At 38.0% G+C, this 14,107-nt stretch carries 13 protein-coding genes; 4 read left to right on the forward strand and 9 right to left on the reverse strand.

Annotated elements, in window-relative coordinates; genetic code table 11:
* Nucleotides 1–31: 31 nt before the first annotated feature.
* Nucleotides 32–1,882 carry a monovalent cation:proton antiporter family protein gene (locus GXK58_RS06140; RefSeq protein ID WP_160720813.1) on the reverse strand — a complete coding sequence of 617 codons (1,851 nt, stop codon included), beginning with the start codon at nucleotides 1,880–1,882 and terminating at the stop codon, nucleotides 32–34.
* 65 nt (nucleotides 1,883–1,947) lie between these two features.
* Here GXK58_RS06140 and prpE point away from each other — a divergent pair, with 65 nt between their 5' ends.
* The gene (prpE, locus tag GXK58_RS06145) at nucleotides 1,948–2,688 is read left to right on the forward strand and encodes a bis(5'-nucleosyl)-tetraphosphatase PrpE (RefSeq protein WP_160720815.1); all 741 of its coding nucleotides are present in this window, start codon (nucleotides 1,948–1,950) and stop codon (nucleotides 2,686–2,688) included.
* Between the two features lie 57 nt (nucleotides 2,689–2,745).
* Here prpE and GXK58_RS06150 read toward each other — a convergent pair whose 3' ends face one another.
* The 4 genes from GXK58_RS06150 to GXK58_RS06165 form a co-directional block, all read right to left on the reverse strand.
* Complete coding sequence (locus GXK58_RS06150; protein ID WP_160720817.1) at nucleotides 2,746–3,642, reverse strand: RluA family pseudouridine synthase; 897 nt, start codon at nucleotides 3,640–3,642, stop codon at nucleotides 2,746–2,748.
* A gap of 15 nt (nucleotides 3,643–3,657) precedes the next feature.
* The gene (locus GXK58_RS06155; RefSeq protein ID WP_160720819.1) at nucleotides 3,658–4,452 is read right to left on the reverse strand and encodes an NAD kinase; all 795 of its coding nucleotides are present in this window, start codon (nucleotides 4,450–4,452) and stop codon (nucleotides 3,658–3,660) included.
* A gap of 45 nt (nucleotides 4,453–4,497) precedes the next feature.
* Nucleotides 4,498–5,136 (reverse strand): GTP pyrophosphokinase, encoded by a 639-nt coding sequence (locus GXK58_RS06160; RefSeq protein ID WP_160720821.1) that lies wholly within the window; start codon nucleotides 5,134–5,136, stop codon nucleotides 4,498–4,500.
* A gap of 69 nt (nucleotides 5,137–5,205) precedes the next feature.
* Nucleotides 5,206–5,565 (reverse strand): hypothetical protein, encoded by a 360-nt coding sequence (locus GXK58_RS06165; RefSeq protein ID WP_160720823.1) that lies wholly within the window; start codon nucleotides 5,563–5,565, stop codon nucleotides 5,206–5,208.
* Nucleotides 5,566–5,722: 157 nt separating this feature from the next.
* Between GXK58_RS06165 and GXK58_RS06170 the strand changes: the two genes are divergently transcribed.
* The 3 genes from GXK58_RS06170 to GXK58_RS06180 all read left to right on the forward strand — a co-directional run bounded on the left by GXK58_RS06170 (nucleotide 5,723) and on the right by GXK58_RS06180 (nucleotide 7,699).
* A complete protein-coding gene (locus tag GXK58_RS06170; protein ID WP_160720825.1) occupies nucleotides 5,723–6,304 on the forward strand; it encodes a CYTH domain-containing protein in 582 nt (193 codons plus the stop codon).
* Nucleotides 6,305–6,426: 122 nt separating this feature from the next.
* Complete coding sequence (locus GXK58_RS06175) at nucleotides 6,427–6,837, forward strand: globin domain-containing protein (protein ID WP_160720827.1); 411 nt, start codon at nucleotides 6,427–6,429, stop codon at nucleotides 6,835–6,837.
* Nucleotides 6,838–6,865: 28 nt separating this feature from the next.
* A complete protein-coding gene (locus GXK58_RS06180; protein WP_160720908.1) occupies nucleotides 6,866–7,699 on the forward strand; it encodes a ClpXP adapter SpxH family protein in 834 nt (277 codons plus the stop codon).
* A gap of 514 nt (nucleotides 7,700–8,213) precedes the next feature.
* Here GXK58_RS06180 and pepF read toward each other — a convergent pair.
* The 4 genes from pepF to mecA form a co-directional block, all read right to left on the reverse strand.
* A complete protein-coding gene (gene pepF / locus GXK58_RS06185; protein WP_160720829.1) occupies nucleotides 8,214–10,034 on the reverse strand; it encodes an oligoendopeptidase F in 1,821 nt (606 codons plus the stop codon).
* A gap of 143 nt (nucleotides 10,035–10,177) precedes the next feature.
* Nucleotides 10,178–11,374 (reverse strand): competence protein CoiA, encoded by a 1,197-nt coding sequence (locus tag GXK58_RS06190; protein ID WP_160720831.1) that lies wholly within the window; start codon nucleotides 11,372–11,374, stop codon nucleotides 10,178–10,180.
* Nucleotides 11,375–11,482: 108 nt separating this feature from the next.
* Nucleotides 11,483–12,994, reverse strand: coding sequence for a cardiolipin synthase (gene cls, locus GXK58_RS06195; protein ID WP_160720833.1), 1,512 nt, complete (start codon nucleotides 12,992–12,994; stop codon nucleotides 11,483–11,485).
* A 63-nt stretch (nucleotides 12,995–13,057) separates the two neighbouring features.
* On the reverse strand, nucleotides 13,058–13,726 hold the full coding sequence (gene mecA / locus GXK58_RS06200; protein WP_160720909.1) for an adaptor protein MecA: 669 nt from the start codon (nucleotides 13,724–13,726) through the stop codon (nucleotides 13,058–13,060).
* Nucleotides 13,727–14,107 lie beyond the last annotated feature (381 nt).

Consider the following 14,107-nt stretch of genomic DNA (forward strand, 5'->3'; position numbering starts at 1 on the left):
CTTATTCTTTCCCAATCTCTTTACTCAGATCTCACCAAAATTCCAATTCTCTTTTTAATTCATCCACATATTCTGTTGAACCTGTTACAATCAAACGGTCATCCATTTGCAATTCAGTATCACCATGCGGAACAATGGAATCTTTCCCTCTAAAGATTCGGACAAAAATCACATCACCTGTAAAAGGAAATTGACGTATTGGCATTCCAGCAAAATTCCTATTCAACATGGTGATTTCATATAATCCAGTCTCTTGATTTGTTAAGATATTCATGACTGTCGGTGATTCAATTAATGCTCTTAACAGTGTTTTCGTTGACATTAGAGATGAAAACACTTCAATGTTTTGTTCGCGCAAGGCTTGCTCCAGTTCCGTAGTTTCAATTCTGGCAATCGCCCTTCCGACCCCTTTTTCCTTTGCTGTAATAGAGAGTTCTGCGTTTAATTCGTCATTACCGGTTGAGGTAACAACAATGTCCGAATCAAAAACATTTACTTGTTCAAGCGAGTCTATGGAGTAATCTTCAATTTCAATAATTTCAAATAGAGAATCAGCAATTTGTTTATCTGATTTTTCCATTTTCGGATGATACAACACCGGATCATAAAGTCCGGACTTTAACTCTTGCGATAAAGACAAAGTCACAGAGTTAACACCCAAGAACGCAACTTGGACCTTTTTATTAGCCGCTGCCTCCATGGGAAAGAGCTTTTTAAAAACCATCGGTGTAAAAATAGACGTGATGACCGCAACCAAGATCAAAGTACCACTCATCTGTGGTGTAATGACCTCCATCCTCTCTCCAATAGTGGCAGCAGCAATCACCAGGGATAGGGTTGAGGTAAGCAAGAAGCCGGACGAAATAACGGTTTTGGTATCATACCAAATTTTTAAAAGGTAAACCGGTACAAGTTTTGATAACAGCAGGCCAATCAATAGAAGCGGTATGAGTAAAAGCAGTTTTTTTTCGCTAAAAAGTGACCAAACATCAAGATTGACCCCAACCATCACAAAAAAGATAGGGATTAAAAAGCCGTAGCCAAAAGAATCCAGTTTATGCACCAATTCCTGATTGGGAGACAATAGTGAAACTAAAACCCCCGCTAGAAAGGCCCCAAGGATATTCTCTGCTCCAACGGTTTCCGATAAACCTACTAATACTATGATTAGCGTAAAAACTGCCCTAGTGCCAATCTGGACAGTCCCTGTGGACAATGTTTCAATAAATGTACGTGTTTTAAACTTCTTACCAATAACATAAAGGACAACCCCGGCAGCAAATAAAATCAAAAGAAGCCATGTATTCCCATGCCCGGCCTCATAAATTGAAACAAACACGGCTAATAATATCATCGTCACTAAATCAGCAATAACGGCAATAAGTAAGATAATTTGCCCTATGACCGTTTTCATCAAATGAGCTTCTTTTAATGTAGGAACGACTACTCCAAGTGATATCGTAGAAATAATTAACGTCATCAAAAAGGCATTGTCGATGAATCCTGCCAGGACAAATACATAAGATAATGCTAGGGAAAAGATAAAGATTCCTGCAAAAATAGCCGTAGCAGCGACAAATGTATTGGGCTCTGTTTTTCCATTTGGAAGGATCTTTCGTTTTTTACTGCCGCTAAATGCAGTAAAATCAATTTCCAGCCCGCTTAAAAACATAAGAAAAATGAAACCAAGCGTCGAAAGGGTAGACAGCCATGCATCCTCATGCACAATATTAAAACCGCTTTTTCCGATGATAAGACCCATAATAATCTCAGCGACCACTACCGGCATAAAATTTAATTTTAATCGATGCAGGATAATTGGAGTGATAAATGCGGTTGTTACAACGACAAGCAATGAAATAACTGACACATGTTGTTCCATTGTTTATACCACCTTCCATAATAGGAGTTATTTTAAAATAAACAAACTTACAGGGGATGGATCCTATGAAAATTGATATTATCGGTGATATTCATGGCTGTTTTAATGAGTTTAAAGAGCTGACTGAAAAGCTTGGCTATCGCTGGGATACGGGTCTGCCCGTCCACTTTGACGGCAGAAAACTCGGCTTTGTCGGTGATTTAACTGACAGAGGACCAGAGTCGATTAAGGTGATTGAAGTCGTTTGGCAGCTGGTTATTAATCGCCAGGATGCCCACTATACACCAGGCAATCATTGCAATAAGCTTTATCGTTATTTTCTTGGGAATAAGGTGCAAGTTACACATGGCCTAGAAACAACTGTCGCAGAGTATGAATCATTATATAAAAAAGATCAGCAGTCCATTCGTAAAAAATTTATCGAATTGTATGAAAAGGCCCCACTCTATTTAGTATTAGACAAAGGGAAGCTCGTTATCGCTCATGCCGGAATCAAAAAAGAATATATCGGCCAAACACATGGAAAGGTAAAGGAATTTGTCCTCTATGGAGATATTACCGGTAAGAAGAATCCCGATGGGACACCGGTTAGACTTGATTGGGCAAAAAATTATCATGGCGATGCTTGCATTGTCTATGGTCATACTCCTGTGAAAGAACCACGATTGATCAATAATACGTATAACATTGATACTGGAGCTGTTTTTGGCAATAAACTTACCGCTTTACGGTATCCGGAAATGGAATTGGTGTCTGTTCCTTCTACTATGCCATATGTGGAGGAAAAATTTAAATGTTTTGATTAATTTTACGTATATGTAATAAAGTTGAAAAATAACAAGGCTGACCGCAATAAATGCTGATCAGCCTTTTAACATGTTATTCATATCTTGAGGAAGTGAAGCTGAAAACAACATCTCCTCTTTATAAAACGGATGAAGAAATTCTATCCTTTTACAATGAAGGGCTTGCCGCTCAATTAACGAAATATCCCCTCCATACAAATCATCTCCGAGCAACGGATGACCTAAGAAAGACATATGGACTCTAATCTGATGTGTCCTCCCTGTTTCAAGTCGGAGCTCGATATGGGTAAATGCCTCATACCTCTTGATTAGCCGATAATGTGTACAAGCGTATTGACCGTCTTGACGTACTTCCCTCTCGATAATGCTGTCCGATTTTCGGCCAATAGGTTCTTTAATGGTACCATGATTGGCTGCCAGCACCCCGCCGCCTGCAAAAGCCTCATATGTCCTTTTTATCTGTCCCTGCTGCTGCATCTTACTGAATAGATGGTGAACATGACGGTGTTTGGCAATTAATACGATACCAGATGTATCACGGTCAAGCCTTGTAACTATATGAGAGGTGGCTTGAATTCCCTTTTGGTGATAATAACCGACCAAAGCATTGGCAAGACTGCCATTTGGATGTTCACGGGATGGTATTGTGTTCATCATGGCCGGTTTGTTTACTACCAATAAATATTCATCTTCATACAAAATATCCATGGGAATGTCTTCAGCGCGTACACCCTCACTAGGGATTTCAGGCGGGAAAAAGACCGTCAATGAATCACCAGTATTTAACTTATACCTGACGTTTACCTCTTCATCATTTACAAGAATAGTGCCGCCTTTAAATTTTATATCTGTCAGAGCAATTCGCGATATTTCCTCATGTTTCAAAAAATCCTTAATTTGTTCCCCTGAACTTCTCTCATCAATGATCCAGGTTAATTTGAAACGTGCTGCCATAAAAGGTCCTCCGGTTTAATCAGAGATAAATGAATCATGTACCCTTTTCCAAAAAGGAAAGGGTCTAAAGCGGGCAAAGCGGATCTTTTCTTCCGGCACTCTAAATTGGATTGATTTTACGTCCTTATGCAGCAGGGTTAAGTGATCAACCGTTATCTGAAAGTCAGATCTTTTTACCGGTTTCATCATGCACGTATGATGGGCCGGCAGTATAAGAGGTGAACCAACTGTCCGGAACACTCTGTTATTTATAGAGGCCATCTCAGCTACTTGAATGGCCGATATGGATGGGTGAATAATGGCACCGCCCAGCGCTTTATTATAAGCAGTGCTGCCTGATGGGGTGGATACACATAACCCATCACCGCGGAACCGTTCGAAGTGCTCTCCACGGATTTCCACATCCATTACAAGTGTGCCCTCCACACTTTTTACCGTTGATTCATTAAGTGCTAGATAACGGGACTCTTTTCCTGCATGCGTGTAACGGATAATGACTTCAAGGAGCGGGTACTCTACGACTTGATACGGAGTTTTGGCAATAGCAATCACCAGCTTTTCAATCTCATCCGGAATCCAGTCCGCATAAAATCCCAGGTGACCTGTATGGATTCCGACAAAAGCGGTCTTACTAAGCCGGCTTGAGTAGCGATGGAACGCATAGAGCAGGGTTCCATCGCCGCCTATGGAAACAACAATATCAGGTTGGTCTTCATCATAGATCAGATCAAAATCAAGTAAATAGGTTCTCATTTTATGCATGAGTATATTTGACTTTTGATCTCCTTTGGAAGTAATCGCAAATTTCATCTTATTTTCTCCTTACAAATAGTCATTCATTTGGCGGGCGTCACTTTAATTGGTTTCTTCTTGTGCCGATTCTTTTTTTCTTGTAAAAAATGCTTGAGCTTCTTGGATTTCCCCGCGAATTAAAGACATTTCCTCGTCAAGACGGAAGGCAGCTTCTGCAGCTCTTTGCAGTCTCATTTTAATATCAGTCGGAAAAGCCCCTTTATATTTATAGTTAAGCGAATGTTCAATTGTAGCCCAAAAGTTCATCGCCAGCGTTCTTATTTGAATTTCGGCGAGTATTTTTTTTTCACCGTGAATGGTTTGCACAGGATATTGAATCACTACATGATAGGAACGGTAACCACTTGTTTTTTCGTGAGAAATATAATCCCTTTCCTCTACAATTTCAAAATCGTTACGTATTCTTAATAAATTTACTACAGTATGAATATCATCGACAAACTGGCACATAATTCGAATACCAGCGATATCCTGCACTTCTTCTTCCAGTCTCTCAAGCGGAATCCCTTTTTGGTTTGCTTTATCGAGGATACTTGCTATTGGTTTTACCCGTCCTGTTACAAATTCAATCGGGGAATGAGCAGAATCCAACTCATATTGCCCCCTCATTCCTTTTAATTTCACTTTTAATTCCGATACCGCTTGTTTATATGGGGCTATAAATTGATCCCAATGCTTCATGATTTCACCTCGAAGAACAATTTGCTTAGAAAAGCGAAACGATTTCCATTTCTTCCTTTTCCAAACAGATTAGAAAAATTCCTCAACTTTCGTAACCAATTTATCACCATAGTTACTGTTGCCCTTTATGTTACTCAGTATATACTCAAACTCATCGTTAAAGTTTTTAAGTTCGATTTGTTCTTCATTGGCTCTAATGTGTACCTGTAGTTTTTGAGTACTGGCCGTCTTTAAAGAAGGCCATATAGACTCCGGCAGTACGATATATGTATAGTCTTCCTGATCTTCCATTAAATAGATGAATGTGTGATTGTCTGAATCAACAAGTATTTGTTCGGCAGGAATTAACCCGTTAATGGAATGATCTGTTGTTAATAGTAATGTATGGCCGCTTATCGCTGCCGTTTCAATGATTATTTTCTGTTTCATTTTTTAAACCTCCATCTTTCACCTTCCTATTTTAGCATAATTAGACCATTTCACCCAATGATTGTATTTTTAAAAGAAAGCCTTTCATCAGAAACTAGACATCATCCAAAGTTCATAGTTATGATTAAGTTATCGCTAGGCTGAAAGGAAGAAAAAGATGTCACAGAATATAGAAATTGAGTTTAAAAATATGCTTACCAAAGCAGAATATGAAGGAATTTTAGTTGAATTTAATATTGGAGCAAATCAAGTTTTCACTCAGGAAAACCATTACTTTGATACTCCTGATTTTGCATTAAAAAATGCCCGCTGTGCATTGAGGATTAGAAAAAAAGGGGCAGAATATGTGATGACTCTGAAACAGCCAATGGAGATTGGACTTCTTGAAACTAACCAATTGTTAACAAAAGCAGAAACCTCTGCAGCACTGAACCATGGCAGGCTGCCAAACGGCCAAATAAAAAATTTAATTGAGGAAGGTAATATTCCTTTTTCCAAAATTGAATTTTTTGGGTCTCTTATTACAAACCGAGCTGAATTTGCCTATAAAAATGGATTGCTCGTTCTTGACCACAGTATTTTCCTTCAGCATGAAGATTATGAAATGGAGTTTGAAGTAGAAAACTATGAAGAGGGGAAAATATCTTTTCAGGAGCTGCTAAAGCAATTTAATATTCCACAACGGGAAACTAAAAATAAAGTACGCAGATTCTATGAGCAGAAATATAAACAAAGTTAATCTTTAATTTACATAAAAACAATAGCCTGCCTTAAAATTTAGCCATTTCAAGCAATTCATTTGAGATATAAAAATGGCATTGTTAAAATATGAATACAATAAAGAAGAAAGGAGTTGTCAACATGATTGAGAAAAAGCTTACACCTTTTGAAAAAATTGGTGAAGAAAAGCTGTACCGACTTGTCGACACTTTCTATAGCCTTGTTGCACAACATCCTGACCTTGCACCCATTTTTCCGAATCAATTTTCCGAAATTGCCAGGAAACAAAAACAATTTTTGACTCAATATTTAGGAGGGCCTCCTCTTTATACAGATGAACATGGACACCCAATGATGCGTGCACGTCATTTGCCATTTCCGGTCACACCAACTCGTGCGAGGGCTTGGTTATCTTGTATGAACAAAGCAATGGATATGGTCGGACTAGAAGGGCAGTTAAGAGATGAATTTTATTCAAGGTTATACCTTACAGCCCAACATATGATTAACACACCAGATGATGGTGAAATTCCAGGTGAAAATCGTGAATAATCCTTCATCACCAGTGCCCCAGAAACCAATGAATGGCAATGATAAAAAACCAATTGAAATTTATATGTTTATTGACCCATTATGCCCTGAATGCTGGGCATTAGAGCCGATTCTTAAAAAGCTGCATATAGAATATGGCAGATATTTTTCCATTAAACATGTATTAAGCGGACGTTTAGCTAATTTAAATCTGAGCAGAAAAAAGAACTTTGAGAATATGGCTCAAGTTTGGGAAAAAACAGCAAGCAGGTCGGGAATGTCATGTGACGGCAGCCTTTGGTTAGAAAATCCCATAGATAATCCTTATATTGTCTCCATAGCCATTAAGGCTGCTGAATTACAAGGAAGACGAGCCGGTTTACGGTTTTTTCGCCGGATCCAGGAAATGATATTCTTAGAAAAACAGAACACGTCAAATCTTGAGGTGTTGAAGGAATGTGCTTATCGTTCGGGATTAGATGTCGAGGAATTTATGAAAGATATACATTCCGACAGTGCGGCCAAAGCCTTTCAATGTGATCTAAAAATAACATCCGAAATGGATGTAAATGAAATTCCTACGCTTGTTTTTTTTAATGAAAATATTGAAGATGAAGGAATCAAGATTGCTGGGTCCTACCCTTACGAAGTCTATGTCCAAATACTTGAAGAGATGCTGTCGGAAAGGCCTGTGAAATCACAACCCCCTTCCCTGGAATCGTTTCTGAAGTTTTTTAAGCTAGTCGCTTCTAAGGAGATCGCAGTAGTTTACAATATGTCTATCTCACAAATTGAACGGGAAATGAAAAAGCTTTTGTTAAAGCAGGTAGTCGAGCAAATACCTGCAAAGTACGGCACCTTTTGGCGATATATTGATGAATAAAGAAATGTCAATCATGACGATTGGCATTTCTTTTTGATTTTGTAAAAATGCAAAATGCCTTGCAGCTTCCGGAGCTGAAAGGCATTTTTCTATTAATACGAACAAAGGGGATGGGAGAAATTTTTCACGGTCAAACAAAGGGGTATATGTTTGTTGTGATCAACTTCACGTATAAAATATACCATGCGATTAGAGTCTATGACAATAAGTTTGTGCTTTATTTCACATAATTGTCAAAAAGTCATATATTCACGGAATGGACAATAGAATACTACTAATTGATACAAAAAGGTGGAATCTACTTTGGGTAAAATACCTTATATCATCCTGGCCCTATTTCTGGTGATTGCCTTTTTTCTAAACCTGCTTGCATTCATGCATATTTTCCCGATGCTATTAAGTGCCCCGATCCTGTTTACTTCTATCCTAATATTTATAGTGTATCTAAATGATCGTAAACGATTTAGAGGATTTTAAAAGGGATGGAGCTATTCTTGGCTCCATCCCTTACTTTTTAAGATAACAACTTCTCTAATTCATTTAACTTTTCTTCAAATACTTTACATGCATCCTCTATTGGCGCAGCACTCGTCATATCTACTCCAGCTTTCTTAAGTACTTCGATTGGATAGTCCGAGCTTCCCGCACTTAAGAATTCTTCAATATAACGTTTCACTGCCGGCTCGCCTTCCTCGAGAATTTGTTTGCTTAATGCTGTCGCAGCACTAAATCCGGTAGCATATTGATAGACATAATAGTTGTAATAGAAATGAGGAATTCTTGCCCATTCTAATCCGATTTCCTCATCGATGATTATATCTTCTTCACCATAATACTTCTTGTTTAATGCATAATATGCTTCGGTTAATGAATCCGCCGTCAACGCCTCATTATTCTGTGCCTTTTGATGTATTAAATGCTCAAATTCAGCAAACATCGTCTGGCGGAACACAGTCCCTCTAAAGCCTTCTAAATAGTGGTTTAACAGATAAATTCTTTTTTGCTCATCATCAATCGTTTTTAACAAATAGTCGTTAAGAAGTGCCTCGTTACAGGTTGAAGCTACTTCTGCTACGAAAATGGAGTAATTGCCATAAGCATACGGCTGATTCTTTCGAGTATAGTAACTATGCACGGAATGGCCAAATTCATGAGCTAGTGTAAATAAATTATTTACATTATCCTGCCAGTTCATCAAGATATATGGATGAGTCCCATATGCCCCGGATGAATAGGCGCCGCTGCGTTTTCCTTTATTTTCGTGGACATCCACCCAGCGGTTTTCAAACCCTTCTTTAAGAATGTTCGAATATTCTTCCCCTAATGGAGCAAGCCCTTTAATTACAAGGTCTTTTGCATCCTCATACTTGATTTCCATTTTTACATCTTTAACTAGCGGAGTATATAAATCATACATATGAAGTTCCTCAAGTCCAAGGACCTTTTTACGAAGCTTCACATAGCGATGCAGCAGGTGCAGATTTTCCGTCACAGTCGTTACGAGGTTATCATAAACACTTTCTGGGATGTTGTTTCCCGAAAGGGCCGCATGCCTTGCAGAGTCATACTTACGAACTCTGGCATTGAAATTATCCTTCTTTACATTCCCGCTTAAGGTACTTGCAAAGGTGTTTTTAAATGCCCCATACGTCTTATAGACGGCTTTAAAAGCGTCGCTTCTTACACGTTGATCAGCACTTTCCAAAAAGCGGCTGTAACGCCCATGAGTCACTTCAACTTCTTCTCCGTTTTCATCTTTAATAGTCGGGAACTCTATATCTGCATTGTTCAACATACCAAATGTATTGCTGGATGCATCCATCACTTCACTTGCTTCTGCTAATAATGCTTCCTGCTCCGCACTAAGCACATGGGGTCTTTGTAAATTAATTTCTTCGAGTGCATGTTCATATAACTTTAATTCGGATTTCTCTTTTAAGAAACTACTTACTTTCCCCTCGTCAATTGATAAAATTTCTGGCACAATAAATGCAAGCTGGCTTGCTGCTTGGGCGTAGAGATTTTTCATTCTATCATCCAAGCCTTGATAAAAAGAATTGGTTGTATCTTGATCGTAACGCATATGTGAATATGTATAGAGCTTGCCGATTCGCTCTAATAGCTGGTCCTGATACTGAAGAGCTTTATAGAGCGTTTCAGCACTTTCAGCTAATTTACCTTCGTATTCCTTGATACCAGCAATTTGATTTTTAACCTCTTGATATTCTTTTTCCCAATCTTGGTCACTTGCAAAAATATCTTCTAATTTCCACGTATCGTCAACCAGTATTTCACTTCTTGCTGGCAGCTGCTTTACTTTAGTTTCACTTGCCATTACTCTTCCTCCATTCATTCCATTTGGAAAAACTTACTACTAAGTTATTCTCCTTATTTCCCTTAATTCCTTTTAAGCAAACGAAATTCGGTCCATTTATATTATAGCCTTATCAAGAATAGAGTATGAAAATTACCCCCTTATTACCTGAATAAAATATGATTATTTTTCTCTAAGAAGAACTGTTTTGACTGTTCCCTTTCACTATTCGATCGGGGGAGAATAATCATTCTGGTTAATCTAAAATTCACTTCATCCTCCTTTCTAGAAAGGATCTTTAATTTTTCAAGCAGCTGTAAATACTCTATGAATGCTGTTATAGGCTGAATATTTCTTAGTTGAGGCAGTGTACGTGTGGTAATCTGTTTTTTATAAATTCTCTTCTGAAAGGAAGCGTTCACTTCTTTTAAGGTAATGTAATCACCGGGTTTTTTATTAGCTATTAAATCTAGAAAAATATAGGTTTGCCAGATAAACGGAGGAGTTTCGAGAAGAAAGGAGTGTGTAACAGGCAGGCCAATTTCAGGGGGCAGGAGAAAGAGGTTTAATCCATGATGATAGATTTCTTGTAAAAACAGCTTGTTTCTGACATTTGGATGGAGCGCCCAGTTAAAAATAAATTTTTCCATTTCCTTGTTCCAGCGGGTTAAGGAAAGAGAATGGTTTTTTATCGGCTCTAGGATGGAATTAAGTTCAATGGATTGAATGGGTAAGGTTGACATATCCACAAAAGAATTCTTTATTGAAAAGGGAGTAATAGATTCGACTAATAGAAAGAGTTGTTGCTCAGTGGAGTAAGCGGGGATATAAAGTCTCCCAGATGAAGATGGTCTTAAAAAGGAATAATGGAAGTTTGACAAGGCGAGGAGATCTTTCCGTCTTTGTTGGATGTGTTTGCCTGACATAATCCATAGAGGCTTATAACCATTATCAAGATACGCGTGTGTTCTCTTATTGAAAATCTTATCCGGTAATGTAGAACATTGAAACTCCAGCGCATACCTCTGACCTTTATATTTGAACATAATATCAGGCCGTTGCTGAATTTGACGATCATAAAACTCTAATTCTGCCGGAATTTTTTGTTTCATTAGCCACTGAAAAAGCTGCCGCTTCCCTTCTAGATGTTCTAGTGTTTCATTCTCAAAGGTATTTCGGCACTGACTTCCGTTAATATGAGCAAAATGAAATATTCTATGGTCTCCCAGCTTTAATACCACAGACTCGTTACAAATCGGACAAATAAATTTCTCTTTTTTTCGCAGCAAGATCAGAGTCTCCTTCTGGAAATTCAATCCGAGACAAACTTTCCTGCCTGTTTTAGTGATTGCAGTTAACACAATTTTCCCCCTTCCTTTTATACTTTTAATTATTCGACTCTGAGCTCGGAAACACCTTTTATTCACAAAGAAAACTCGTCGTATTCCGACGAGTTTCTACAAATCCTATTAAAGCAAGGGCGAGAGCAGCCGAGCAGTCGATTCTAAAATTCGAAAGCCATAATGCCTTTGTTGAAAGATATCCAAATCAAGCTGCCTTGCAAATTTCAGGTCGTTAATATATTCCTTCACAAGTTCTTCTGTACTATTAGTCCGGAATAAAAACGCATTTACTTCAAAATTCAAATGGAAACTCCGCATATCCATATTAGCTGTGCCAATTGAAGCTAGTTCGTTATCTACAATAATAATTTTACTATGCATAAATCCGCGTTCATATTCATACACCTTCACACCTGCTTCAAGCAGTTCTGGAAAATATGATCTAGAAGCATGGAAAACGATTCGTTTGTCAGGCTTATTTGGCACAAGCAACCTTACATCAATTCCACTAAGTGCGGCCACTTTAATAGCAGAGAAGATATCTTCATCAGGAATAAAATAAGGGGAAGCAATCCAGACAGATTTTTCTGCCGATGCAATCATGGAGAAGAAGATATTTTTAATAACACTCCATTCATTATCTGGTCCTCCAGCGATAAGCTGTACACCACCATGGCGTTTATCATCGAGTTGGGGAGATAAATACTCTGCTGTAAGGAAACTATGATTGGTCATGTAATACCAATCTTGTAAAAAGATTAGCTGCAGCGTCCGGACGGCTTCTCCATTAAGCATTAAATGGGTATCACGCCAAAAGCCAATTTCTTTGTTTCGACCCAGATATTCATCACCAATATTCAAGCCTCCAACAAAGCCGATTGTCCCATCGATGACAATAATCTTTCTATGATTACGAAAATTAAATTTATTATTTAAAAACGGCAATTTAACGGGTCCAAAAGATATGGCTTCAATTCCTGCATTCCTCAAATCACTAATATATTGTTTAGAGAGCTGCCAGGAGCCGACGGCATCAAAGAGAAAGCGGATTTTCACCCCTTCTTTTGCCTTTTGAATTAGCATTTCCTTTATTTCCTGGCCAATATGATCATGGCGGACAATATAATATTCAAGATGGATATGATGTCTTGCTCGTTTTAATTGTTCAATAATATTCTGGAAAGTCTCTTCTCCATTCGTTAAGACTTTTGTAGCCGTATCAAAAGAAATGGGACTATTGCCCAACTTTTGAGCCAAGTGAAATAATTTTCCTTGATGCTGGCCCATTAAATTTCGTTTCTCCTGGCTTCTAGGATCGTCCTCCCCTTCGACCGTAAGAAACGCCTGTTTATCAAGAAAATACTTTTTTCTGAACATCCTTTCCTTCCGATAATTTCTGCCAAATAATAAATAAAAAATAAAGCCAATTAACGGAAAACTCCCCAATACCACTAACCAAGTAAGTGTTTGTGTCGGGTGACGATTCTCAAAAAATATGACAAAGCTGATAAAAATGACCGACAGCGTAATTAAAACACTCAAGAAACCAAAGATACCGCTTTCCAGTTGGTCCTTAAAGAAAAACAATAGTCCGGATATAATTGTTAAAAACACTAGCACCCTTACCGTGTTTTTCAAAGTACTCACCTGCCAAAATTTTCAATTAAAAAACCGATTTCATATCTGAAATCGGTATAATAGTTAGCTAAAATATTTTCGTATTTCTGTGAAAACATGGTTTGGCATAATTTCTTTGCCATATTCCTGTATTCGATGGATGGTCAGTTGTGTTTCGTAGCCATACTCCAGTAATACACTGAGGATGTCATCGATTTCATCTTCTTCATATACATCTTCTGGAAATTCAGTGTATAAGTAATATTTGCCATCAAAATGATAAAGCTTCGTATCTAAATTATCTAACCCTTCTCGATTCGATAAACTAATTATATCCTCAAAATCCTTAAAGGCAAGCAGGAATTCCAAATTCTCCTCCTCAAGCATTAGTTCATCGTCATCAGAATGATGAGTAAAATGCTGATCTAAGAGATCTTCAATTTTTTCTTCACCTGGAATGTCCTTCATTTTGTCATTAGGAATAGGGAGTTCAAACTTTTGTCCGTCTTTTGAAAGTTGGGCTTTCGTAACCAGAACTTCTAACCCTTTATCAAGTGCTTGGACTTGGATCCATAGCGGACCTTCGACTACAAAATCTTCCTCACCATGAACTTCATCCATCATTTCCCAAAAGAGTTCCTCACTGCGTTCGCGATTGTACCAAATCTCTTCACGATCAAAGCCTCTTTCCTCAATATCACCATAGGAAATGTAGAATTTCACAGTATAATCATCAATTCGTTCAATCTCCATCATAACCTCTCCCTTCCGTTTCCATATTGAAGGGACTAAATACCCCCAAGCAGATAATACTATTATGATTTACTTCAAAAGAGGAAATACTCTTGTACTTTCATTTTATGACAAAAGTACATTTATGGGAAATAAAAAACAATAAAATCTTAAAAAACCGTTAGTTTGCCTAATGTTTAATATAAGATATTCCTCTTATATTATCAAAATGATTGATAATTTACAAATTTAATGCTATATACATTTACATCCATAAAAAAAGTGGCTTGAAAAATTCGAGGGCAATGAAAAAGCCCCTTATTTTAGGGTGTGTGTTTAAATTGGGCTGTTGATTTCCGCTCCAGGCGGCTTCGCTTTCCGCGGGCGTGCCGGGGAGCCTCC

Origin of the sequence: Bacillus sp. USDA818B3_A (assembly GCF_009928415.1) — a bacterium.
Classification (GTDB): Bacteria; Bacillota; Bacilli; order Bacillales; family Cytobacillaceae; genus Neobacillus.